This window comes from Acidimicrobiales bacterium, assembly GCA_035316325.1.
Lineage (GTDB): Bacteria > Actinomycetota > Acidimicrobiia > Acidimicrobiales > VFJN01 > DASXTK01.
Genome location: DATHJB010000028.1, coordinates 1 through 22,858, shown reverse-complemented (window position 1 = coordinate 22,858; position 22,858 = coordinate 1). Strand labels below are relative to the sequence as shown.

Here is a 22,858-nt window from a genome sequence, read left to right as displayed (position 1 = left end):
GGGTCTCGGCGTCGAGCCTGGCCTGGGCGGTCTCCCTCGCCGCGTCGGGGTCGACGGGCGCCGGGGCGGGGGCGGTCGCACCCCGCCGGATGTCACCGGCGGTGCGGGAGTAGCCCGGCCAGCCCGGGAGCCACACGAGGGCGTCGTCGTCGAGCTGGGCGATCGCGGGGTCGTCGAGGAGCCACTCCCGGGTCAGCGGCTCCGGCGGGTCGACGCCGACGTAGACGGTGGCGCCGATGACGTCGCCGAAGCCGGTGGTGCACGGGTCGTTGCACACGACCACCTCGTAGGAGCCGTCGGCCAGAGTCGCGGGCAGCGTGTACGACAGCTCGAGCCGGAACATCGTCCAGCCCTTGAGCGCGTCGGTTCGCTCGACGATCAGCTCGCCGAAGTAGAGGTCGCTGGGGTGGACGAATGGCCACTGGTCGGGGGGCGGGTCGCGGTAGGCCTCGTCGGGGTCGACCCGCAGCCAGCCGAAGTAGGGCCCGTCCATCGGGGTCCCGCCGGCCCCGGAGCCGCCCGTGTAACCGACGAGCGTCACGATGTCCCCGGGTGCGTAGCTGTCGCGCACCGGGCTGAGCCAGGTGCCACCGGCCTGCGCCGGCGCCGCGGGCAGCAGCCCGACGACGAGCGCGGCAACAGCCGATGCCGCGTGGCGGAGCGTCATACCGGCTGTGACGGTCGACCTCACCCGATGGTTCACAACGAATGGTTGCGAACACAAGTGTTCTCGGGGTGCGCTACCCGGCGATCGTGGTGGAGGCCCGGTTGGCGGCGTTGATGTCGACGTCGAGCCTGCCGTCCTCGACGGCCACCGGGAACGTCTCCAGGTCACCGCCGTCGGGCGGGTACTCCGTGCCGTCGCACTCGCCGCCGACCGCGCCGTTCTCGTCGAGCAGCCGGAACACCCCGTCGTCGGTCTGCCACTGGATCGTGCAGTTGCGGGGCACCCCCGGCGGGCGGGCGGCGATGGCGATCCAGCCCTCGTCCACGTCGTCGCTCAGGTGCTGGAGCACGATGTCGCGGTCGCCGCCGGGCGACGCGTCCGCCACCAGGAACGGCCCGCGCTCGGCGATGTCGGCGGCCATCTCGTCGGCCTGCAGCCCGGAGAACGTGTCGTCGCCCAGCTTCACTTCGACGCGGCCCCGGTTGTCGAGCACGGAGATGCCGAAGGCGACGGCCAGCGTGAGCAACGCACCCGCCGCCGCGATCAACAGGGCACGCCCGGCGTGACCCCGGCTTCGAGCGATCGGCATGGCCGACCAGTCGACTCGAACCACCAGCCGGCTTGCAAGCCACCCAACTTTCCGACGTCCCAGGTGGTGGCCGTAGTATCGCCGGACGATCGGCCAGGCAGGCCGCAGGTCAGCGAACTGGGAGGCCCCCGCCCTTGGACTTGTTCGAATACCAAGGCAAGCAGTTCTTCGCCCGCTTCGGCATCCCGGTCAGCCCGGGCGACGCCGTCACCACCGTCGACGACGCCGTCGCCGCGGCGGAGCGCCTCGACTACCCGGTGGTGGTCAAGGCCCAGGTGCAGGTGGGCGGCCGCGGCAAGGCCGGCGGCATCAAGCTTGCGGACAACGCCGACGAGGTGCGCACCCACGCCACCAACATCCTCGGCATGGACATCAAGGGCCACGTCGTGAAGGTCGTCTGGATCGAGCAGGCCTCCGACATCGCCGAGGAGTACTACGCCAGCTTCACCCTCGACCGCTCGGCCAAGAAGCACCTCGGGATGCTGTCGGCCGAGGGCGGCGTCGAGATCGAGGCGGTCGCCGAGGAGAACCCCGACGCCATCGCCAAGATCCACATCGACCCGGTCGACGGGCTCAGCGAGGAGGCCACCCGAGCCTGGGTCGCCGCCGCCAAGCTGAACCCCCAGGCCACCGAGGGTGCGGTCGACATCCTGCAGAAGCTCTACACCGCCTACGTCGACGGCGACGCCGACCTGGTGGAGATCAACCCGCTGATCCTGAAGCCCACGGGCGAGGTCCACGCCCTCGACGCCAAGGTCACCCTCGACGGCAACGCCGTGTACCGCCACCCGGACTACGAGCAGTACGAGGAGACCCAGGTCCGCGACGAGCGCGAGCAGGCCGCCTACGAGAAGGGCCTGCAGTACGTCGGCCTCGACGGGTTCGTCGGCGTGATCGCCAACGGCGCCGGGCTGGCCATGTCGACCGTCGACATCGTCAACCAGGTGGGCGGCGAGCCGGCCAACTTCCTCGACATCGGTGGCGGTGCCTCGGCCGAGGTGATGGCGGGTGCGCTGGAGGTCATCAACAACGACCCCAAGGTGCGGTCGATCTTCATCAACATCTTCGGCGGCATCACCAAGGGCGAGGAGGTGGCCAACGGCATCGTCACCGCACTCGGGCGGGTGCAGATCGACGTGCCCATCGTCATCCGGCTCGACGGCACCAACGCCGACCTGGGCCGCGAGATCCTCGAGCCCCACCTGTCCGACTCGCTCCAGATGCAGCCCACGATGGTCGACGCCGCCCGCAAGGTCGTCGAGCTGGCTGAGGCCGGGAAGTAGAGGTCACACCAGATGAGCATCTTCGTCGACGAGACGACCAAGGTCGTCTACCAGGGGCTCACCGGCAGCCAGGGTCGCTTCTACGGGCTCCTCAACAAGGAGTACGGCACCCAGGTCGTCGCCGGCACGAACCCGAAGAAGGCCGGCACCGACGTGGAGGGCATCCCGGTGTTCGCCTCGGTGGCCGCCGCCGTCGCCGAGACGGGCGCCACCGCGTCGTGCATCTTCATCCCGGCGCCGGGCGTGCGTGACGCGGTGATCGAGGCCGCGGAGGGCGGTGTCACGTTCATCGCCTGCATCACGGAGGGCGTGCCCGCCCAGGACGAGGCCTGGTTCTTCAACAAGCTGCGGCGCGACTTCCCCCACGTGCGGCTGCTCGGGCCGAACTGCCCCGGCATCATCAGCCCGGGGAAGGCCAACATCGGCATCACCGCCGGCCACATCGCCAAGGAGCCGGTCGAGGGTCGACCCAACGTCGGCATCGTGAGCCGCTCGGGAACGCTGACCTACCAGGCGCTCTACGAGCTGAAGCTCAACGACATCGGCGTGACGACCTGCGTCGGCATCGGTGGCGACCCGGTGCCCGGCACGTCGTTCATCGACTGCCTGGAGGCGTTCGAGGCCGACCCCGACACCCGGGCCGTGATGATGATCGGCGAGATCGGCGGTTCGGCCGAGGAGGAAGCGGCCGAGTTCATCGCCGCCAAGATGTCGAAGCCGGTCGTGACGTACGTGGCCGGCGTAACCGCCCCTCCCGGCAAGAAGATGGGCCACGCCGGCGCCATCGTGTCGGGCGGCAAGGGCACGGCCCAGGCCAAGATGGACGCCCTGCGCGACGCCGGCGCCAAGGTGGGCCTCAACCCCACCGAGGCCGGTCAGCTCATGGTCGAGGTGGTCCGCGGCCTCTGAGGCCCGTTGCGACCCCGACGGTCGCCCTGAGGAGGGCGAGGTAACGGAAAGGCCCCGCTCCTGCGAGCGGGGCCTTTCTCGTTCTCTCGTTCTCTCTCGCCCTCTCGTCCTCTCCGAACGATCGAGCGACAGTGCCTAGAAGGGCGTCGGGGGTGCGGTGCCCGCAGCCGGCTCGTCGGCCTCCTGGGAGATCAGGAAACCGCCGTAGGCGATGCCGATGCCGATCAGGATGTCGAGGTAGGCCCAGAACGCGAGGTAGTCCGTCTCCAGGATCAGCTTCAGCAGCAGCAGGACCGGGACGGCGATCGAGCCGTAGAAGATCGCCTGGCGCCAGGGGATCGGCAGCTCGGGCAGGTCGGTCGTGGTCAGCTTGCGAACAAGCACCACGGCCACGAGCGCGATCAGCAGCAGGATCACCAGGTATGCCGGCCACGGAACGCCGAAGCCACTTTGGCTCGACAGCGCACCAACGGTCTCGGTGTGCTCGCCACCAAACTCGCCGAAGTCGACCGTCACGCTGTGCCACGGAAGGATCAGCAAGAAGAGGAAGAGAACGATGCCCGCTCCGGCGACGATCTTGTCGCCGAGGGACAACTTGTTGAGGTCCACGGAATTAACCGCCCTTTCTGTCGGTACTCAGATGAGGCGCAGTGCTGGAACGCTAACGCGTCACGTGGTGTCCCGTCAGTCATTCCCGAGCTTCGAGCGCCGGGAGCGTACCCAGCTAGCATCGCTCCGATGCCCGCAGCTCGGATCGCTGTCCTTGCCTCTGGCAGCGGCACGCTACTCGATGCGATCCTGGCGGACGCGCTGCCCGTCACCGTCGTGGTCACCGACCGCCAGTGCCGCGCGCTCGACGTGGCGGGGCAGCACGGCACCCCGACCGAACTGGTCGAACGGACGGAGTGGGGCAGCGCGTTCGACCGCGCTGCGTACTCGGAGCGCCTGGTGAAGGTGTTGCTGTCCCACGGGGTCGACCTGGTGGTGATGGCGGGGTTCGGCACGGTGGTCCCGGGCATCGTCGACGCCTTTCCCGGCCGGGTCCTCAACAGCCACCCGGCGCTGCTGCCGGCGTTCAAGGGCTGGCACGCCGTGCGCGACGCCCTCGCCCACGGGGTGAAGGTCACGGGCACCACCATCCACGTCGCCACCGCCGAGATGGACGACGGCCCGATCCTGGCCCAGGAGGCGGTGCCGGTGTTCGCGGGCGACACCGAGACCACCCTGCACGAGCGCATCAAGGAGGTGGAGCGTCAGCTCTACCCCCACACGATCCGCCGCTACATCGAACACGAGTTGGAGGATTAGTGCCCCCGTCCGCGCCGCGCGCCCTGTTGTCCGTCTACGACAAGCACGGGGTGGTGGGCCTCGCCCGGGGGCTGGTGGAGGCGGGGTGGGAGCTGGTGTCGTCCGGTGGCACGTCGGCGGCGCTGCGCGAGGCCGGCCTGTCGGTGACCGACGTGGCCGAGCTGACTGGGTTCCCGGCGATCCTGGGGCACCGGGTGGTCACGCTGCACCCCAACATCCACGGTGGCCTGCTGGCCGACCGGTCCGACCCGGCGCACGTGGCGGAGCTCGAGGAGTACGGCATCGAGCCGTTCGACCTGGTGGTGTCCAACCTCTATCCCTTCTCCACGGATCCGGGGATCGAGCTGATCGACATCGGCGGCCCGACGCTGGTGCGGGCGGCGGCGAAGAACCACGCCTCGGTGGGTGTGGTCGTCGATCCGCACGACTACGGCCCGGTGCTCGACGAGATCCGGGCGGAGGGTTCCTTGTCGGCGGCCACGCGGCGGCGGCTGGCGGCGAAGGCGTTCTCGGTGATCGCCGCCTACGACGCGGAGATCGCCCGGTGGTTCGCGGCATCGTCGGAGGACTCCGGAGACTCCGGGGAGGGCGCCGTGGCCGAGCTGCCGGCGTCGCAACACCTCACCTACTGGCGGGAGCCCCTGGCGCTCCGGTACGGCGAGAACCCCCACCAGCGGGCGGCGCTCTACCGCGCCGACGGGGCCGACCCTTGGTGGGCGTCGCTGACCCAGCACGGCGGCCTGGCCCTCAGCTACCTCAACCTCTACGACGCCGACGCCGCCTGGCAGATCGCCCACGACCTGGCGGCGCGGTTCGGTCGACCCGCCGCCGTGATCGTCAAGCACGCCAACCCGTGCGGGGCCGCGGTCGCCTCGACCCAGGCCGACGCCTACCAGCGGGCCTTCGAGTGCGACGAGCGCTCGGCCTTCGGGGGCATCGTGGCGGTGACCGAGGAGGTCGACGCGGCCACCGCCGAGCGGATGGTGGCCGCGGCGCAGGCCGACCTGATCATCGCCCCTTCGTACGCCCCGGGGACGATCGAGGCGCTGCAGGCCAAGCGCAAGAACACCCGCCTGCTGGAGGCGGAGGGGCCGGTGCCCGACGCTTGGCACTTGCGTCCCGTCACCGGGGGGCTCCTCGTGCAGGACCAGCACCGCTTCGTCGCCGACCGGGCCGACTGGCGGGTGGTCACCGCTCGTCGGCCGACCGATGCCGAGTGGGCCGACGCCGACCTGGCGTGGCGGCTGTGCGGCTGGGTGAAGTCGAACGCCGTCGTGCTCGCCAAGGACGGCGTGGCCTGGGGCATCGGCGCCGGCCAGCAGAACCGGGTGGAGTCGGGCGAGCTGGCGGCGTCGAAGGCGGCGGGGCGTGCCGCCGGGGGTGCGTGCGCCAGCGACGCCTTCTACCCCTTCCCCGACGGCATCGAGGCCGCGGCCGCCGCCGGCGTGGCGGTCGTGATCCAGCCGGGCGGCTCCGTGCGCGACGACGTCAACATCGCGAAGGCCGACGACCTCGACCTCGCCATGGTCTTCACCGGCGAACGCCACTTCTTGCATTGAGGGTCCCAGGCCTGCTGGTCCGGGTCACCTGACGATGGGAATGGGACCGGTGGTGGCGGTGGCGTCGACGGGTGGGTGGGCCTCGGCGCGGTGGCAGGAGCACCAGCAGCGACCGACGGGTGCGACCACGTCGGGCCGGCGCAGGGCTACCGCCTGCTCGCTGGCGGCCCGGCCCTCGTCGTGGCGACCCATGGCGCCGAGGCTGATGGCCAGGTTCTCCATCGCCGTGGCCAGGTGGTCGCCGTGGCGGTCGGGGTCGTGCCGGGCCAGGAGCTCGAACAGCTGCATGGCCTGCTCGCCGGCAGCCAGGCTCTCGGGTTGCTGGCCGAGCGCCCCCAGCCCCACCGACAGTGCCTGCAGCGACGCGGCCAGGTCGCCGACGTAGCGCCCGGGGCTCTGGGCGGCGAGGTCGCGCCGGATCGCCACGGCCTCGTCCAGCGCGGCCAGGGCCTCCGACGTCCGGTCGACGGCAGCGAGGCCCTGCGCCACGGTGTGCAGCGCGGCCGCCAGGTCGGGCAGGAACCGCTCGGGTAGGGCACGGGCGAGGTGCCGCCGGAGGGCGACGGCGTCCTCCAGGGCGACGACCCGCGCCGCGTGCAGTCCGGACGCCTCCAGCCCTTCCGCCAGCTCGTCGAGCGCCGCCGCGAGGGGCGGCAGGTGACGGGCCGGGTGGGCGTTGGCGAGGTGGCGGCGGATGGCGACGACGTCCTCCTGCACGGCCAGGCTCTCCGGCCGCCGCCCCACCCCGACCAGGCGGGCGGCCAGGTTGCGCAGCGCCTCGGCGAGGTCGGGCAGGTGGCCGGGGTCCTGCCTGGCGAGGTGCTGGCGGAGGGCGACGGCATCCTCGGCGGCGGCGACGGCCTCGGCGCTGTCGTCGGCGTTGGCGGCGAGCGCCACGGAGTGGTCCTGCAGCGCGGCGGCGAGGTCGGGGAGGTAGAGGTGTGGCTCCTGGCGGACGGCCTCCCGGAAGAAGCGCACGGCCTCCCGGCTGGCCGCCAGCCGATCGTGGTCGTCGTCGTCGGGCGGGTCGACGGGGTCGGGTCGCGCGGGAACCGGCGGCGCGGCCCGGTGGAGGGCCTCGGCGAAGTCGACCAGCAGCGGCGGTCGCTCCGGGGGCGGAGGGCCGAAGCCGGGTGACCAGAGTCGGGGGCCAGTGCAGTCGGGGACCTGACGCACCAGCTCCAGAGCCCCGGTGCCGAGGGTGGTCGCCAGTGCCTGCAGGCGGCGGACGAGCGTCGGGCCGTCGGCCACGTCCGCGCCGGTGGCGTCGGGCCCGAGCTCGCCGAGCAGCTCGACGAGCTCCCGAGGGAGCGCGTCGGGTGCGTCGGGCAGGGAGGCGGATGCGACGTACAGCAGGACCGACCCGCGATCGGGGAGCACGATCGATCGTCTCGTCACATCCACGACCCCTCCCCGGAACGTCGGCGTACATCCCTCTCACCGGCGGATGTCACGTCCCACCCCGATTTGTGCGGAGACCAGGGCCACTACCATCGAGCCCTGATGACCGCCCAACTCCTCGCCGGGGCCCCTGTCGCCGAGAGCGTGCTGGCCGACGTGACCGAGCGCGTGCGCGTGCTCGCCAAAGAGGGCCACTCGGTGGGGCTGGGCACGATCCTCGTCGGCGACGACCCGGCGTCGGCCGGCTACGTCCGCAAGAAGCACGAGGCCTGCGAGCTGGTGGGCATCGGCAGCCACCACATCGACGTGCCCGCGTCGGGCACCCAGGCCGACCTGCTCGCCGCGGTCGACCGGTTCAACGCCGATCCCGACGTCAGCGGCTACCTGATCCAGTATCCCGTGCCCGACCACTTCGACTTCGGCGAGGCCTTGGAGCGCATGGAGCCCGCCAAGGACGCCGACGGCCTGCACCCCGTCAGCCTGGGCAAGCTCGTGCTGCAGGAGGACGGGCCGGTCCCGGCCACTCCCTCCGGCATCCAGGCGCTGCTCCTGCACTACGGCATCGAGGTCGCCGGGCGCCACGTCGTGATCATCGGGCGAGGCCCCACGCTGGGCCGGCCCCTCGCCCTGCTCCTGACCACGAAGCAGCCGGGGGCCAACGCCGCCGTCACCGTCGTCCACACCGGGGTGCCCAACCTGGCCGACTACACCCGGAACGCCGACATCGTGGTGTCGGCGGTGGGCCGGGCCTCGTTCGTCACGCCCGACATGGTGCGGCCGGGCGCGGTCGTGATCAGTGGGGGCATCAGCTGGGAGGGCCGCAAGCTGCTGGCCGACGTCGACGAATCGGTCGGCGAGGTGGCGTCGTGGATCACCCCTCGGCTGGGCGGCGTCGGTCCCACCACGATCGCGATGCTCCTGCGCAACACGGTGAGCGCGGTCGAGCGCTCGATCCGTTAGCGGCGCTGGTTCCGGCGGTTCCGGTGCTGGTCGTCCGTAACGGCTGCGACGTGTCGGCGGCGCACCACTAGCCTCGGCGCACGATGACGCGCATCGCCGAACTGCTGGCTGCCGGCCCGACGCTGAGCTTCGAGTTCTTCCCGCCCAAGACCGACGAGGCCGAACGGCACCTCGAACGGACCATCGAGGAGCTGGCCGCGCTGCGCCCGTCGTTCGTGTCGGTCACCTACGGCGCCGGCGGCTCCACCCGCGACCGCACCCGCGACATCGTCGTGCGGGTGAACCGGGAGCAGGCGTTCCCGGCGATGGCGCACCTCACCTGCGTCGGCCACACCCGGGTCGACATCAAGGGCCTGCTCGACGAGTACCAGGACAACGACGTGCTCAACATCCTGGCCCTGGGCGGCGACCCGCCCGCCGACGGCAGCGAGCTCACCGGCGACTTCCGCTACGCGTCGGAGCTGGTCGAGCTGGTGCGCGCGCATCCGGCGGGATTCTCGGTCGGCGTGGCGGCGCACCCGGAGCTGCACCCTCGCTCGGCGGGCGACCGGGCGTCGGACCGGCGCCACCTGGCCGCCAAGCTCGAGGTCGCCGACTTCGGCATCACCCAGTTCTTCTTCCAGGTCGACGACTACCTGCGGATGGTCGACGAGCTGGCCGCGGCCGGCACCACCAAGCCGGTGCTGCCGGGCATCATGCCGCCGATCAACCTGGCGGGCCTGGTGCGGATGGCGAAGATGAACGAGGCGGCGGTCCCGCCGGCGTTGCTGACCCGGCTCGAAGCCGTCGCCGACGACCCGGCCGAGGTGCGCCACATCGGCGTCGAGGTGTCGACCGAGCTGGGCCGCGCGCTGCTCGACGCGGGCGCCCCGGGCCTGCACATCTACGCGATGAACCGCTCCGAGTCGTCCCTCCAGATCGTCGAGAACCTGGGCCTCACGCCCCCTCCCGCATCCCCCTGAAACTTTTCGCGCGCCGGGTGCCGCCATCCGCCTTGACTGTTACACCCGGTGCATAAGGTGCGGTCCATGGCGTACACGAGTGGGCGAGAGGGCGTCGATGCGGGGGCGCCGGTGATCGACGGGTCGTCGGTGCCGCCGGCGCGTCGGGTGCGTCGGCCCACCGCGACGTCACGGTTCGGGGTGTCCCGTCGCGAGAACCACGACGCCTCCGAGTTCTACGAACGCTTCCCCAAGCTTTCGGTGAGCGACGACGAGATCATCAACCCGGCGTCCTCGGTCGACGAGATCTGGGTGGGCGACGCCCGCGAGATGGACCGCTACGGCGACGTCGCCGACGCGTCGGTGGCCCTGGTGGTCACCTCGCCCCCCTACTTCGCCGGCAAGGAGTACGAGACCGCGATCGGCGAAGGGCACGTGCCGGGGTCGTACGTCGCCTACCTCGAGATGTTGCACGGTGTGTTCGCCGAGTGCGTCCGCAAGCTCGAGCCCGGCGGGCGGATCGCGGTCAACGTGGCGAACCTCGGTCGCAAGCCCTACCGCTCGCTGTCCGCCGACGTCATCGAGATCCTGCAGCGGCTGGGCCTGTTGCTGCGGGGCGAGATCGTCTGGGTGAAGGCCAAGGCCGCGGGCGGGTCGTGCGCCTGGGGCACCTTCCAACGCCCGGGCAACCCGGTCCTCCGAGACCTCACCGAGCGGGTGGTGGTGGCGTCGAAGGGCCGCTTCGACCGGGCCCGCAGCGCCCGTGACCGCGCCGCGGCCGAGGAGCCTTCGGTGGCGACGATCAGCGCCGACGAGTTCATGGACCTGGTCAACGACGTGTGGGAGATGCCGGCCGAGAGCGCCACCCGGGTGGGCCACCCGGCGCCGTTCCCGGTCGAGCTGCCCCGGCGGCTGGTCGACCTCTACACCTACGAGGGCGACCTGGTGCTCGACCCGTTCATGGGCTCGGGCTCCACCGCGGTGGCCGCCGTGCGCTCCGGTCGCCACTTCGTCGGCTTCGACACCGACGCCGACTACGTCGCCCAGGCACTGGGTCGGGTCGACGCCGAGCGCGAGAGGGTCGACGCGATCGGCCGCCCGGTCCGCTTGCCGGCCGTGGCGGGAACCGACGCCGGCGACGCCGGGCCCGACGCGGTGGCGGAGGTGCTCCGTGCCGGACGCAAGGCGAAGGACGTGGCCCAGGTGGCGTTGGCCGCCGCGGGCTTCGAGCGGATCCAGATCAACGTGAAGGTGGTGCCGGGGGTCGACGCCAGCTTCCGGGCACGCGACCAGGACGGTCAGGTCTGGTACGTCGAGGTGGCCGGCGGCTTCTCCAGCGCCAACCCCGGTCTCCGACGCACCGAGACCTTGTGGCGGGTGTTGGGCAAAGCCAGCGTCCTGGCGGCAGCCGACGCCGGTGCCCGCCTGCTGGTCCTGACCACCGACGTCCCTCCGGCCGGCAGCCCCGGCGCTCGGGCGCTGGCCGCGGTGGTGGGCGACGGTCCCGGGAAGACGATCGCCGACGTGGTCCGGCTGGTGGTGGACGACGACCTGAAGCGGCTACGGCGGCACGCCGAGGGCGCTGGCTAGGCCAGGGTCCCAGGGGAGCGGCGAGCGGTGGCTGACCACAGGACGACGATCACGGAGCTGGTGACCGGGCTCGGGACGCTGGGGTTCGGGAGCCTCGAAGAGGCGCTGGCGGCGCGGCCGGCGGAGATGGTGAGCATGTCGCCGGAGCTGTGGTGCCTGCTGGAGGAGCTGCACCGGGGTGGGGCCTACGGGCAGGAGTTCCTGGGGGCGTGGCACAACGGGGTGGCGTTCCTGGCGGCCGCCGACGGGCTGCGGGGGCGGCGTCCGCTGACCATCGAGTGGCGCGGCGCCCAGAAGCAGCCCGGCGACGAGGCGGTGCCGGCCGACCTCCGCATCGACCACGTCTTCCTGGTCAGCTGCAAGTACCTGTCGCAGATCGTGTCCAACACCTCGCCGACCCACGTGTTCGACCGGCTGCTCGCCGGCGGCCACGGCCAGGGTGGTCGCTCCGGCGACTGGTTCGCCGAGGTCGCCCCCGCGGCGTACCAGTCCCTCTACGACGCCACCCTCGACCACCTCCACGCCGAGCCACCCGCGCTCGCGCCCGTGCCCGTGCCCGTGCCCGCCATGGTGGATGGCGCGGGACGGTCGGACGGGTTCCCCGACTCGGTGGTGGAGCTGACGGCGGGGGATCGGGAGCGCCTGCAGCGGCGGTTGGGTCGGGGGCGGTGGACGGCGGCGTTGCGGCCGGCGGCGGTCGAGTTCTCCGCGGCCGTTGCCGAGGCGTCGGCGGCACGGTGGCGGGAGGCGCTGGCCGGCGCCGACGTCGAGCGGGTGCTGTGGCGCCTGCTGCGGATCGGCTCGGCGCCCTACTTCGTGCTCGGCGCCGCGCCCGCCGGGTCCCTCCGGCTGAGGATCGCCACCGCCTGGGACTGGCGGCAGCACTTCCGCATCGACGACGTCGTCATCACCCCGACGTTCCGGGAGCAGCCGGTGGTCCAGTGGTCCGTCACGGTCACGAGCCGCCGGTCCCTGCAGACCACCACGATCGACGGCCACGTCGAGATCCGCTGGAGCCACGGCAAGTTCGCCCAGCGCCCCGAGGCAAAGGTCTACCTCGACACCCCTCACTCCCGAATCCCCGGCTACTGGCCCTTGTCGGCTCCCCACCCCCGCTGAGCGGCGGCGCGGGATCGGTTAGCTCGCGGCGGCTCGGAGGTTGGTGTCGAGGGCCTCGAGGAACTCGTCGGTGGTGAGCCACGGGGTGTCGCCACCCACCAGCAGCGACAAGTCCTTGGTCATCTGGCCGGCCTCGACGGTGGAGACGCACACCTCTTCCAGCGTCGACGCGAAGCGGTCGAGCTCGGGGTTGCCGTCGAGCTTGGCTCGGAAGCGGAGCCCCCGGGTCCAGGCGAAGATCGAGGCGATCGGGTTGGTCGACGTCTTCTCGCCCCGCTGCCACGCCCGGTAGTGCCGGGTGACGGTGCCGTGGGCGGCCTCGGCCTCGCACGTACGGCCGTCGGGGGTCAGCAGCACCGACGTCATCAGACCGAGCGACCCGAAGCCCTGCGCCACGATGTCGGACTGCACGTCGCCGTCGTAGTTCTTGCAGGCCCACACGTAGCCGCCCTCCCACTTGAGGGCCTGGGCGACCATGTCGTCGATCAGCCGGTGCTCGTAGGTGAGCCCGGCGGCCTCGAAGTCGGCCTTGAACTCGGCGTCGAAGACCTCCTCGAACAGGTCCTTGAAGCGCCCGTCGTAGGCCTTGAGGATCGTGTTCTTGGTCGACAGGTACACGGGGTACTGCCGGTCGAGCCCGTAGCGGAACGAGGCCCGGGCGAAGTCGCGGATCGAGTCGTCGAAGTTGTACATCCCCAGGGCGACGCCGCCGCCCGGGAACTTGGCGACCTCGAGCTCCAGCGGCTCGCTGCCGTCGTCGGGCACGTAGCTGATGGTGACCGTGCCCGGGCCCGGCACCACGAAGTCGGACGCCTTGTACTGGTCGCCGTGGGCGTGACGGCCGATGATGATCGGCTTGGTCCACCCCGGCACCAGCCGCGGCACGTTCTTGCAGATGATCGGCTCCCGGAACACGACCCCGCCGAGGATGTTGCGGATCGTCCCGTTGGGCGACCTCCACATCTTCTTGAGGCCGAACTCCTCGACCCGGGCCTCGTCGGGCGTGATGGTGGCGCACTTCACGCCCACGCCGTGCTCCAGGATCGCCTCGGCGGCGTCGACGGTGATCTGGTCGTCGGTCTCGTCGCGCTTCTGGATCGACAGGTCGTAGTAGAGGAGCTCGACGTCGAGGTAGGGGAGGATGAGCTTGTCCTTGATGAACTGCCAGATGACCCGGGTCATCTCGTCGCCGTCGAGCTCGACGACGGGGTTGGCAACGGCGATCTTGGACATCGGGAGGAACCTCTCAGGGGCGGCCGGGAGGGCGGCAACTTGTATTCGACTTGTGTGCAACCTAGTCGGCTCGAACGAACCTCGGCTACCTGCTCTAGTATCTGACGGGCCGTCAGATTCAAGGGGAGTGCCATGCTCGATCTCGTGATCCGGGGAGCGACCGTCGTCGATGGCACCGGGACACCGGCGCGCCGGGCGGACGTCGGCGTGAAGGACGGGCGGATCGTCACGGTGGGCCCGATCGAACCCGACGAGGCCACCGAAGCCACGGAGACGCTCGACGCCGACGGCCTCGTCGTCGCCCCCGGCTTCGTCGACCCCCACACCCACTACGACGCCCAGCTCTTCTGGGACCCGGCGGCGTCGCCCTCCAACGTCCACGGCGTGACCTCGGTCGTCGCCGGCAACTGCGGCTTCACCCTGGCCCCGCTCCGGGCCGAGGACGGCGACTACGTCCGCCGCATGATGGCCCGGGTCGAGGGCATGCCGCTCGCCGCCCTGGAGACCGGCGTGACCTGGGACTGGGAGAGCTTCGGCGAGTACCTCGGCCGCCTCGACGGCCGCATCGGCGTCAACGCCGGCTTCATGGTCGGCCACTGCGCCCTGCGCCGCTACGTGATGGGCACCGACGCCGTGGGCGGCAAGGCCACCCCCGAGCAGCTCGACGCCATGGTCCAGCTGCTCCACGAGGCCATCGACGCCGGCGGCCTGGGCTTCTCCACCACGCTGTCGTCCACCCACAGCGACGGCGACGGCCAACCGGTCGCCTCCCGTCACGCCTCCCACGACGAGCTGCTGGCGCTGTGCGGGGCGGTCGGCGAGCACGAGGGCACGGTGCTGGAAGGCGCCTTCGAGGGCGGGCTCGACAAGTTCAGCGACGACGAGATCGAGCTGGTGGCGGCGATGAGCGTCGCCGCGGGCGGCCGGTCGATCAACTGGAACGTGCTCACGGTCGACTCGTCGGTCCCGGAGCGGGTGCCGCGCCAGCTCAGCGCCGCCGACCTCGCCGACAAGCAGGGCGGCCGGGTGGTCGCCCTCACCATGCCGGTGCTGGTGCCGATGAACATGAGCTTCGGCACGTTCTGCGCCCTGTTCCTGATCCCCGGCTGGGGCGACGTGCTGCGCCTCCCGCTCGACGAGAAGAAGGCCCAGCTGGCCGATCCCGAGGTCCGGGCCACGCTCGCGGCCCACGCCCGGAGCGAGGAGGCGGGGGTGTTCCGCCGCCTGGCCGACTGGGCCCGCTACGTGATCGGCGACACCTACTCGGCTGCCAACGAGGGGCTCTCGGGCCGCCAGGTGGTCGACATCGCCGCCGAGCGCGGTGACGCCGATCCCTTCCACACGCTGCTCGACATCGTCGCCGCCGACGACTTCCGCACCGTCCTGTGGCCCATGCCCACCGACAACGACGCCGAGTCGTGGGCCATGCGCAAGGTCGTCTGGCAGGACCCCCGGGTGCTGCTGGGCGGCAGCGACGCCGGCGCCCACCTCGACCGCATGTCCGGGGCGAGCTACACGACCCGGCTGCTGGCCGACTGCCTGCGGGGCCGCAAGCTGGCGACGCTGGAGCGGGCGGTGCAGATGATCACCGACGATCCCGCCCGGCTGTTCGGGCTGCGCGACCGGGGCCGCATCGCCGAGGGCTACCACGCCGACCTGGTGGTCTTCGACCCCGAGACCGTCAACTCCGGCCCCGCCCGCCTGGTGGCCGACCTCCCCGGCGGCGCCGCCCGCCTGACCGCCGAGGCCGAGGGGATCCGGCGGGTCTACGTCGCCGGCGTCGCCACCGTGGTGGACAACGCCGGCACCGGCGCCACCCCGGGCCAGATCATCCGGTCGGGCGTCGACACCGTGACCGTGTGACCTCCTAGCGAACGGTCCCTGCCGCCCGGTCAGCGACGTCGGGCGCGCAGGACGACGTCGGCGATGTGCGGGGTGTCGGGCGGCGGGTCGATGCGCGGCTCGACCGCGTGCAGCTCGACCGTGAAGTCGTCGCCGAGCAGCCGGCCGAGGTCGTCGGCGCCGACGTAGTCCGCGGGGTCGACGCCCCGCGACTTCATGTGCTCGCGGTGCTCGTCGTCGAGGTCGTGGTAGACGGCGAGCAGCAACCCGCCCGGGCGCACCGTGTCGAGCAACGCCCGCACCGTGGCCTCGCCGGCGGCCTTGGGCAGCGCCGGGTACTGCAGCGACACGAGGTCGAACGAGCGGGCCGGCAACGGTGTCCGGAGGGCGTCGCCGCAGACCCAGTCGATGGTGGCGCCGGCCAGCTCGGCGGCCTCCCGCGCCCGGCCTACGGCCAGATCGGAGACGTCGATCGCGGTGACCGTCCAGCCGCGCCGAGCGAGCCAGATCGCGTCGCCGCCTTCGCCGCAACCGACGTCGAGCGCCCGGCCCGGGGTGAGGTCGGCGACCTCGGCGACGAGCCGCCCGTTCGGCCGCCCGCTCCACATCGCGCCGTCGTGCTCGTCGTACCTCGCGTCCCACTCGGCGGCCTGCGCCGCCGCGCCGAACCGCTGCTCGCCGTGTTCGTGCTCGTGCATGGTCCGCACGGTAGAAGTCGTAGCGCCTCGACCGTCAGCCCGATCGAGACCGGGCCGCACGATCAGTCTCGCCGACCTCCGGGCCCCGACGCCTCGTCCACGGCACCGGAGCTGGCAGGAGAAGGCAGAGATTTGGCGCTCAGGGGAGGCGACCGTAGCCGGCCCCCGCCGACCATTGACCGTAGAGTCAAGAAGCGGCCTAACGTCAGTTATCAGAGAGAGACGGCCGCCAACCTCAAGGGGGAAACATGGTGCAGGTCTACGACAAGCTCTTCATCGACGGGGCGTGGGTGGCGCCGTCGGGCACCGGTTCGATCGAGGTCCTCAGCTCGTCCGACGAGTCGGTGGTGGCCACCATCCCGAGGGGCGACGAGGACGACGTCAACCGGGCCGCCGCCGCCGCCAAGGCCGCGTTCGAGTCGTGGTCGACGACCCCCGTCGAGGAGCGGGCCAAGTACCTCGACCGCATCGCCGAGGGCCTGATGGCCCGCATGGACGAGATCGCCACGTACGTCAGCCAGGAAGTCGGCATGCCGAAGACCCTGAGCACGCTGGTGCAGGTGGGCCTGCCGCTGGCGAGCTTCCAGGGTGCGTCCCAGGGGATCCAGGCGTTCCAGTTCGAGGAGCAGCTCGGCAACAGCGTGGTGGTGAAGGAGCCCGTGGGCGTGGTCGCCTCCATCACGCCGTGGAACTACCCGCTGCACCAGCTGTCGGCCAAGGTCGCCCCGGCGCTCGCCGCCGGCTGCACGGTGGTCGCAAAGCCGTCGCAGGTGGCGCCGATCAGCGCCTTCATCCTGGCCGAGATCATCGCCGACGTGGGCCTGCCGCCGGGCGTGTTCAACCTGGTCAGCGGCGCCGGTGCCGAGGTCGGCGAGGCGATCGCCACCCATCCCGACGTCGACATGGTCAGCTTCACCGGCTCCACCCGGGCCGGCCGCCGCGTCGCCGAGCTGGGCGCCCAGACCATCAAGCGGGTGACCCTGGAGCTGGGTGGCAAGAGCGCCAACGTCATCCTCGAGGACGCCGACCTCGAGCGGGCCATCACCGACGGCGTCGGCAAGTGCTTCCTCAACTCGGGCCAGACCTGCAGCGCCCTCACCCGCATGCTGGTGCCGCGCGACAAGCTCGCCGAAGCCGAGGAGATCGCCGCCCGCGTCGCCCAGACGTTCACGCCGGGCGACCCCTTCGCCGACACGACCCGGCTCGGGCCGCTGGCCTCGAAGGCCCAGCTCGACACCGTGCGCGGCTACATCCAGAAGGGCCTCGACGAGGGCGCCACGCTGGTCACGGGGGGCGCGGAGTCGCCCGAGGGTCTGGAGCAGGGCTACTACGTGCAGCCCACGGTGTTCACCGCCGACAACTCGATGACCATCGCCCAGGAGGAGATCTTCGGCCCGGTGCTGACGATCATCCCCTTCGACGACGAGGACGACGCCGTCCGCATCGCCAACGACTCGCCGTACGGCCTCGCCGGCGGCGTGTGGTCAGGCGACCAGGAGCACGCCAAGGCCGTCGCCCGCCGGATCCGCACCGGTCAGGTGGAGATCAACGGCGGCGGGTTCAACGTGCAGGCGCCGTTCGGTGGCTACAAGCAGTCGGGCTACGGGCGGGAGCTCGGTCCCCACGGGCTCGACGAGTTCTTCGAGCTCAAGGCGCTGCAGCTGTAGCGGTCACGTCGTGGGGTCGGTCAGCCGGAGGCTGTCGAGGAACGCCTCCCGCTGATCGGCCGGCACGGCGGGGTGGACCGTGACCACCCAGAACTGCCGGTTGCGCACGGCGCCGACCGCCACGGCGACGTCGCCGGTGGGGTTGGTGCAGGCGGCCGCGTTGCCGGAGCCGTCGACGCTGCGGGCCGCGGGTGGCGCGTCGCAGGTCGAGGCCTCCTGGAGCAGGTCAGCCGCCGCGGCGTCGTTCGTCTCGAAGTTGGCGACAGTGGCGACCACGGTGCCGTCGACGGAGTACTCGGTGACCGGCTTCTCCTGCGTGCGCCCCCAGGCGTCGGGGATGCGGTAGGAGATGCCCTGGGTGTCGGTGACCTCGACGGTGCCGTCGGAGCGGGGGAGCGCCAGGTAGGTCGCCACGGCGGCGACCACCAGCGCCGCGACCCCCGCCACGAGGGCGACCTGCCCCCGACGCGCCCCCGACCGGGCGGGCTGCGCAGGTCGGGCGGCCGCTGCCGGGTAGGGCGAGGCCGGCGGCGGCGGGCGATGGACCTCCGGGTGCATGAGCGTGTCGTGCCGGGGATCAGCGACGGTCGGCGGCGGCCCGGGCGCCACCCCGGCGACGACGGTGTGGGTGTCGCCGGGGCGGTGGGGCTGGGTCGGGGCGTCGACGGGGAAGGGAATGAGCGCGGTGGTGCCGGTGCCTTCGGTGAAGGCCTGGCGCAGGTCGCGGGCCAGGTCGGCGCCCGTCGCCGGCCGCTGGGCCGGGTCCTTGGCGAGCGCCCGGGCCATCAGGGCGTCGACGCCCGGGTGGCCGCAGCGGGGGATCGGGGCGTTGACGTGGGCCATCAGGAGCGGCACGTAGTCCTCGCCCGGGTACGGCCGGCCGCCGGTGATCATCTCGAAGGCGACGCAGGCCAGCGAGTAGAAGTCGGCCGGCGCCCCGGGTCCTCGGCCGCCGCCTTGCCCCGGCCGCGCCTGCTCGGGCGCCATGTACGCCGCGGTCCCCAACGCCCCGGTCGTGTACTGGCCCATCGTGCGGGCCGTGGCGGCGATGCCGAAGTCGACCAGCCACGCCCGGCGAGGGTCGTTGTCCTCCAGCAGGATGTTCGACGGCTTGACGTCGCGGTGCACCAGCTCCTGGCCGTGGGCGTGGTCGAGCGCCCCGCCGATGCGGGCCGTCACGGCGACGATCTGGTCGGACGTCAGCCGGCGTCCCGTCCGCAGGGAGTCGTCGAGCGAGCTGCCCTCGATCAGCCGCATCGCCAGCCACAGCACGCCGTCGTCCTCGCCGGCGTCGTAGACGGGCACGACGGCCGGGTGGTCGAGGCTGGCGACGGCCTGCCCCTCGCGCAGGAAGCGCCGGGCGACGGTGGGGTTGTGATGGGCCGCGGGGTCGACCACCTTGAGCGCCACCGTGCGCTCGAGACCGGTGTCGACGGCCCGGTAGACGGTGGCGAAACCGCCCGAGCCGACCACCGAGACGATGCGATAGCGGCCCAGTTCCCGCCCGACGAACGACGTGCCCACCACGAGTGGGAGCCTATGAGAGCCGCGCTGTACTGTCCGCTCATGAAGGATCCCGTCCGCGTCGCCGTCACCGGAGCTGCTGGCCAGATCGGCTATGCGCTCCTCTTCCGGATCGCCAGCGGGCGCATGCTGGGCGCCGACCAGCCGGTGGTGCTGCAGCTGCTGGAGATCCCCCCGGCGCTCGGTGCGCTGGAGGGTGTGCGCATGGAGCTGGAGGACTGCGCCTTCCCGCTCCTCACCGACATCGTCCGCACCGACGACCCGAACCGGGCGTTCGAGGGCGCGAACTATGGCCTGCTCGTCGGCGCCATGCCCCGCAAGGACGGCATGGAGCGCTCCGACCTGCTGCAGGCCAACGGCAAGATCTTCACGGTCCAGGGCAAGGCGATCTCCGACAACGCCGCCGCCGACGTCCGCATCCTGGTGGTCGGCAACCCGGCCAACACCAACGCCCTGATCGCCATGCACAACGCGCCGAACGTGCCGAACGGGCGCTTCACGGCGATGACCCGGCTCGACCACAACCGGGCGATCGCCCAGCTGGCCGCCAAGACCGGGGCGCCCGTCGCCGACGTCACCCGCATGACCATCTGGGGTAACCACTCGGCCACCCAGTACCCCGACGTGTTCCACGCCGAGGTGGCGGGCAAGTCGGCCTGGCAGGCCGTCGGCCAGGACCAGGGCTGGCTGGAGGACGAGTTCATCCCCACCGTGCAGCAGCGGGGCGCGGCGGTGATCAAGGCCCGGGGGCTCTCGTCGGCCGCGTCGGCCGCCAACGCCGCCATCGAGCACGTCCGCAGCTGGGCGCTGGGCACCCCCGAGGGCGACTGGGTGTCGATGGGCATCCCGTCCGACGGCAGCTACGGCGTCGCCGAGGGGCTGATCTCCTCGTTCCCGTGCACCACCGTCGACGGCGAGTACCGGATCGTGCAGGGCCTGGAGATCGACGACTTCTCCCGGGGCCGCATCGACGCCTCGGTCGCCGAGCTGGCCGACGAGCGCGACGCGGTCGCCGGCCTCGGCCTGATCTGACCCACCCGAAACTGCGTGGCTGGCGGCTGCTACAGGGCCAGCACCCACGCAACTTCGGGTCGGTCGGGCTACTTGAGGAAGCGGCTGGTCGTGTTGTCGGCCAGCACCTTCCCACCGGTCTGGCAGGTGGGGCAGTAGTTGACCGTGTAGGAGCGGTACTCGACGGCCCGGATCGTGTCGCCGCACACCGGGCACGCCTCGCCCTCGCGGTGGTGGACGCTGCCGGGCCGGTCCTTCGACGACGACATGTCGGAGCGGGTCCGCTCGTAGGCCAGCGACTCGGCGATGCACTCGCCGATGGCGGCGTGCAGCCGGGCGACGGCGTCGTGGTCGAGCTTCCCGGTGGACGCGAACGGCGAGATCTTCGCCCGGTGGCACACCTCGTTGGCCAGCCGCCGCCCCATGCCGGCGACGATGCGCTGGTCGCGCAGCCAGCCGTGGAGCCGCATGCTGTGCTCGGTCAGCAGCTCCTGCAGCGTCGGGACGTCGAGGTCGAGCGCCTCGGGGCCCAGGCGGTCGAGCGGGGGCTGCGCCAGGCGGTCCGCGGCGTCGCCGCCGACCACCCACACGCCCGCCCGGCGCTCGGTGCCGGCCTCGGTGAGCAGCAGCGCCCGCCCGTCGGCGAAGAGCCAGCGGGCCTGCCCGTTGCGGGGCTTGGCCGCCTGCTTCTGGTCGACCAGCAGCCGCCCGCCCTGCATGAGGTGGACGATGAAGGTCGCCGGGGCGAAGTTCAGCAGCAGGTACTTGCCCCGTCGGCCCACCGACTCCAGCGGCTCCCCGTAGGCGGCCTCGGGGGCGGGGCTGAAGGTCTTCAGGGCGGTGAACGTCAGCGGCAGGAACCGGGTGAGGGCGTCGCCGCCGAAGTCCTCGGTGAGCCGCTCGGCGTGGGCCTGCACCTCGGGCATCTCCGGCATCGTCAGAGGCCCCGCGGATAGGGCGCTCGGCGCGGCCCACGAGTCCGGGATTTGGCGGCCGACCACCCCCAGTCGGCCGGCCCGGCACCGGGCGGCCTCCCAGCCAGCAACACCGCCGCAACGGACGCTGACGTGCCTATCCGCTGACGCACTCAGAACACCGTGTCCTTGCGCACCTCGGCCAGCACGTCGTGCACCGCGGCGAGCGCCCGCTGGTGGGTGGTGAGGAGGGTCAGGTCGCCGCCCACCGTCAGGTCGCCCCGGATGAAGGCCGTGGGGGCGCCGAGGTCGCCGGTGGCGATGGCGGCGGCGACCGCGTAGTTGGTGGTGAAGCGCAGGTCGGCGTCGTCCAGCGGCCCCGGCACGAGTCGCACCCCGTCCTCGACGACGAGGCACCAGCGCACGACCCCGTCGCCGTCGGGCACGTCGGTGACGGTCTGCTGCAGCGTGAGCCGCAGGCCCGCCGTCGCCCCGGCCAGCCCGGGGTCGTCGACGAGCGCCTCGCTCGCGGCGGCGAACCACTCGGGGCTGAGGTAGCGCACGACGCCGAAGCTACCGCTGGGACCGTAGGGTCGCGGCCTTGGACGACGAGCGCGCCCACCCGGGGACCGCCGACGGCTGGTGGTTCGACCTGACGTTCGGCGACGTCGTGCTGGCGGTCCAGCTGGTGTCCGGGGAGCTCTGGCGCTACCGGTCCGGCCTGGTGCGGAACGGCGACCTGGTGGTGGTCGTCGACGACGACGTGCCGCCGCCCCGGCCCGGCACCCTGGAGATCCGCACCCACGGGCTGTGGGCCGAGCACTTCGTGGAGACGGCGTTCGACCACGTCAGCGTGGGTTGCGAGGCGTTCGCCCTGCGGATCGACCCGCCGCTCGACGTGACGGCCACCCTGCTGGGCGACCCCGTCCCCTTCGGGCTGGATCTGGGTTGGGAGACCGTGGACGAGCCCCGGCGGGTCGACTGGGCCTACGAGATCGACTGCCTGGTGTACGGGGAGATCCTCGTCGGCGACGAGAGGATCGCCGTCGACACCGCACCCGGCCGTCGGGGCCACGTCTGGGGCGACGTCGACGGCTCGGGCTGGCTCACGTCGAGCCCGCTCCCCGCCGCCCTCGGCTGACCCCGACTAACCCCACGCCTTCCACGGTGGGGACATGCTCACGACCACACCTTCCACGGTGGGGACATGCTCACGACCACACCTTCCACGGTGGGTCGGTGGCCCAGAGGTCCTCCAGCAGGCGCCGGTCGCGGACCGTGTCCATGCACTGCCAGAAGCCCTCGTGGCGGAAGGCCATCAGCTCGCCGTCGAGCGCCAGGTTCTCCAGCGGTTCCTTCTCGAACCGCGTGTCGTCGCCGTCGATGTAGTCGAACACCCCGGGCTCGAACACGAAGAAGGCCCCGTTGATCCAGCCCTCGCTGGCCGGCGGCTTCTCCGAGAACTCCACCACGCGGTCGCCGTCGAGCTCCATGTGCCCGAACCGGACCGGTGGCCGCACGGCCGTCAACGTGGCGAGCTTGCCGTGCGAGCGGTGGAAGGCGAGCAGCGCGTCGAGGTCGATCGTGCCCACGCCGTCGCCCCACGTGCACATGAACGTGGGGCGACGGCGTGGGCACGATCG

The 22,858-nt window shown here is 71.9% G+C and carries 22 protein-coding genes; 12 read left to right on the top strand and 10 right to left on the bottom strand.

Going from position 1 to position 22,858, the window contains the following annotated elements:
- Both VK611_04020 and VK611_04015 read right to left on the bottom strand, forming a co-directional pair.
- On the bottom strand, positions 1-667 hold a 667-nt coding region (locus VK611_04020), incomplete at its 3' end, for a hypothetical protein (protein ID HMG40465.1).
- Positions 668-740: 73 nt separating this feature from the next.
- Positions 741-1,256 carry a hypothetical protein gene (locus VK611_04015; GenBank protein HMG40464.1) on the bottom strand — a complete coding sequence of 172 codons (516 nt, stop codon included), beginning with the start codon at positions 1,254-1,256 and terminating at the stop codon, positions 741-743.
- Positions 1,257-1,390: 134 nt separating this feature from the next.
- Between VK611_04015 and sucC the strand changes: the two genes are divergently transcribed.
- A complete protein-coding gene (gene sucC, locus VK611_04010; protein HMG40463.1) occupies positions 1,391-2,539 on the top strand; it encodes an ADP-forming succinate--CoA ligase subunit beta in 1,149 nt (382 codons plus the stop codon).
- A gap of 12 nt (positions 2,540-2,551) precedes the next feature.
- Positions 2,552-3,448: a succinate--CoA ligase subunit alpha gene (sucD, locus tag VK611_04005; GenBank protein ID HMG40462.1), complete on the top strand. Its 897-nt coding sequence runs from the start codon at positions 2,552-2,554 to the stop codon at positions 3,446-3,448.
- Between the two features lie 135 nt (positions 3,449-3,583).
- On the opposite strand, the gene VK611_04000 is transcribed toward sucD, so the two are convergent.
- A complete protein-coding gene (locus VK611_04000) occupies positions 3,584-4,042 on the bottom strand; it encodes a hypothetical protein (GenBank protein HMG40461.1) in 459 nt (152 codons plus the stop codon).
- A 144-nt stretch (positions 4,043-4,186) separates the two neighbouring features.
- Here VK611_04000 and purN point away from each other — a divergent pair, with 144 nt between their 5' ends.
- Together purN and purH are read left to right on the top strand one after the other, a co-directional pair.
- Positions 4,187-4,756, top strand: a complete 570-nt coding sequence (purN, locus tag VK611_03995; protein ID HMG40460.1) for a phosphoribosylglycinamide formyltransferase — start codon at positions 4,187-4,189, stop codon at positions 4,754-4,756.
- Positions 4,756-6,315 (top strand): bifunctional phosphoribosylaminoimidazolecarboxamide formyltransferase/IMP cyclohydrolase, encoded by a 1,560-nt coding sequence (gene purH / locus VK611_03990; GenBank protein HMG40459.1) that lies wholly within the window; start codon positions 4,756-4,758, stop codon positions 6,313-6,315. The genes purN and purH overlap by 1 nt, the downstream gene beginning before the upstream one ends.
- Positions 6,316-6,339: 24 nt before the next feature.
- On the opposite strand, the gene VK611_03985 is transcribed toward purH, so the two are convergent.
- Complete coding sequence (locus VK611_03985; GenBank protein ID HMG40458.1) at positions 6,340-7,713, bottom strand: tetratricopeptide repeat protein; 1,374 nt, start codon at positions 7,711-7,713, stop codon at positions 6,340-6,342.
- Positions 7,714-7,818: 105 nt separating this feature from the next.
- Between VK611_03985 and VK611_03980 the strand changes: the two genes are divergently transcribed.
- From VK611_03980 to VK611_03965, 4 genes are all read left to right on the top strand, one after another.
- Entirely contained in the window at positions 7,819-8,676 is an 858-nt protein-coding gene (locus VK611_03980) for a tetrahydrofolate dehydrogenase/cyclohydrolase catalytic domain-containing protein (GenBank protein ID HMG40457.1), read from the top strand.
- A gap of 83 nt (positions 8,677-8,759) precedes the next feature.
- Positions 8,760-9,638, top strand: coding sequence for a methylenetetrahydrofolate reductase (locus VK611_03975; protein HMG40456.1), 879 nt, complete (start codon positions 8,760-8,762; stop codon positions 9,636-9,638).
- A 66-nt stretch (positions 9,639-9,704) separates the two neighbouring features.
- Positions 9,705-11,207, top strand: a complete 1,503-nt coding sequence (locus VK611_03970; protein ID HMG40455.1) for a site-specific DNA-methyltransferase — start codon at positions 9,705-9,707, stop codon at positions 11,205-11,207.
- 27 nt (positions 11,208-11,234) lie between these two features.
- Entirely contained in the window at positions 11,235-12,326 is a 1,092-nt protein-coding gene (locus VK611_03965; GenBank protein ID HMG40454.1) for a hypothetical protein, read from the top strand.
- A gap of 18 nt (positions 12,327-12,344) precedes the next feature.
- Here the strand turns inward: VK611_03965 and VK611_03960 are convergent, their stop codons facing one another.
- Entirely contained in the window at positions 12,345-13,559 is a 1,215-nt protein-coding gene (locus tag VK611_03960; protein HMG40453.1) for an NADP-dependent isocitrate dehydrogenase, read from the bottom strand.
- Between the two features lie 132 nt (positions 13,560-13,691).
- Between VK611_03960 and VK611_03955 the strand changes: the two genes are divergently transcribed.
- On the top strand, positions 13,692-15,422 hold the full coding sequence (locus VK611_03955; GenBank protein ID HMG40452.1) for an amidohydrolase family protein: 1,731 nt from the start codon (positions 13,692-13,694) through the stop codon (positions 15,420-15,422).
- A 29-nt stretch (positions 15,423-15,451) separates the two neighbouring features.
- On the opposite strand, the gene VK611_03950 is transcribed toward VK611_03955, so the two are convergent.
- The gene (locus VK611_03950) at positions 15,452-16,099 is read right to left on the bottom strand and encodes a class I SAM-dependent methyltransferase (protein HMG40451.1); all 648 of its coding nucleotides are present in this window, start codon (positions 16,097-16,099) and stop codon (positions 15,452-15,454) included.
- Positions 16,100-16,347: 248 nt separating this feature from the next.
- On the opposite strand from VK611_03950, the gene VK611_03945 reads away from it, so the two are divergent.
- Positions 16,348-17,766 (top strand): aldehyde dehydrogenase family protein, encoded by a 1,419-nt coding sequence (locus VK611_03945; GenBank protein HMG40450.1) that lies wholly within the window; start codon positions 16,348-16,350, stop codon positions 17,764-17,766.
- 3 nt (positions 17,767-17,769) lie between these two features.
- Here VK611_03945 and VK611_03940 read toward each other — a convergent pair whose 3' ends face one another.
- Positions 17,770-19,293, bottom strand: coding sequence for a serine/threonine-protein kinase (locus tag VK611_03940; protein HMG40449.1), 1,524 nt, complete (start codon positions 19,291-19,293; stop codon positions 17,770-17,772).
- 39 nt (positions 19,294-19,332) lie between these two features.
- Here VK611_03940 and VK611_03935 point away from each other — a divergent pair, with 39 nt between their 5' ends.
- A complete protein-coding gene (locus VK611_03935; protein HMG40448.1) occupies positions 19,333-20,322 on the top strand; it encodes a malate dehydrogenase in 990 nt (329 codons plus the stop codon).
- A gap of 68 nt (positions 20,323-20,390) precedes the next feature.
- Here the strand turns inward: VK611_03935 and VK611_03930 are convergent, their stop codons facing one another.
- Both VK611_03930 and VK611_03925 read right to left on the bottom strand, forming a co-directional pair.
- On the bottom strand, positions 20,391-21,227 hold the full coding sequence (locus tag VK611_03930; protein ID HMG40447.1) for a DNA-formamidopyrimidine glycosylase family protein: 837 nt from the start codon (positions 21,225-21,227) through the stop codon (positions 20,391-20,393).
- A 161-nt stretch (positions 21,228-21,388) separates the two neighbouring features.
- Positions 21,389-21,778, bottom strand: coding sequence for an SCP2 sterol-binding domain-containing protein (locus tag VK611_03925; GenBank protein ID HMG40446.1), 390 nt, complete (start codon positions 21,776-21,778; stop codon positions 21,389-21,391).
- Between the two features lie 38 nt (positions 21,779-21,816).
- On the opposite strand from VK611_03925, the gene VK611_03920 reads away from it, so the two are divergent.
- On the top strand, positions 21,817-22,356 hold the full coding sequence (locus VK611_03920; GenBank protein ID HMG40445.1) for a hypothetical protein: 540 nt from the start codon (positions 21,817-21,819) through the stop codon (positions 22,354-22,356).
- A 70-nt stretch (positions 22,357-22,426) separates the two neighbouring features.
- Here VK611_03920 and VK611_03915 read toward each other — a convergent pair.
- Positions 22,427-22,858: sugar phosphate nucleotidyltransferase (locus VK611_03915; GenBank protein HMG40444.1), on the bottom strand; the 432-nt coding region annotated here is incomplete at its 5' end.

Coding starts and splice junctions, on each gene's coding strand:
- VK611_03950 (HMG40451.1), bottom strand. CDS start 16,099: ATGCACGAGCACGAACACGGCGAGCAGCGGTTCGGCGCGGCGGCGCAG.
- VK611_03955 (HMG40452.1), top strand. CDS start 13,692: ATGCTCGATCTCGTGATCCGGGGAGCGACCGTCGTCGATGGCACCGGG.
- VK611_03970 (HMG40455.1), top strand. CDS start 9,705: ATGGCGTACACGAGTGGGCGAGAGGGCGTCGATGCGGGGGCGCCGGTG.
- VK611_04015 (HMG40464.1), bottom strand. CDS start 1,256: ATGCCGATCGCTCGAAGCCGGGGTCACGCCGGGCGTGCCCTGTTGATC.
- VK611_03945 (HMG40450.1), top strand. CDS start 16,348: ATGGTGCAGGTCTACGACAAGCTCTTCATCGACGGGGCGTGGGTGGCG.
- purN (HMG40460.1), top strand. CDS start 4,187: ATGCCCGCAGCTCGGATCGCTGTCCTTGCCTCTGGCAGCGGCACGCTA.
- VK611_03935 (HMG40448.1), top strand. CDS start 19,333: ATGAAGGATCCCGTCCGCGTCGCCGTCACCGGAGCTGCTGGCCAGATC.
- VK611_03960 (HMG40453.1), bottom strand. CDS start 13,559: ATGTCCAAGATCGCCGTTGCCAACCCCGTCGTCGAGCTCGACGGCGAC.
- VK611_03930 (HMG40447.1), bottom strand. CDS start 21,227: ATGCCCGAGGTGCAGGCCCACGCCGAGCGGCTCACCGAGGACTTCGGC.
- VK611_03975 (HMG40456.1), top strand. CDS start 8,760: ATGACGCGCATCGCCGAACTGCTGGCTGCCGGCCCGACGCTGAGCTTC.
- VK611_03980 (HMG40457.1), top strand. CDS start 7,819: ATGACCGCCCAACTCCTCGCCGGGGCCCCTGTCGCCGAGAGCGTGCTG.
- sucD (HMG40462.1), top strand. CDS start 2,552: ATGAGCATCTTCGTCGACGAGACGACCAAGGTCGTCTACCAGGGGCTC.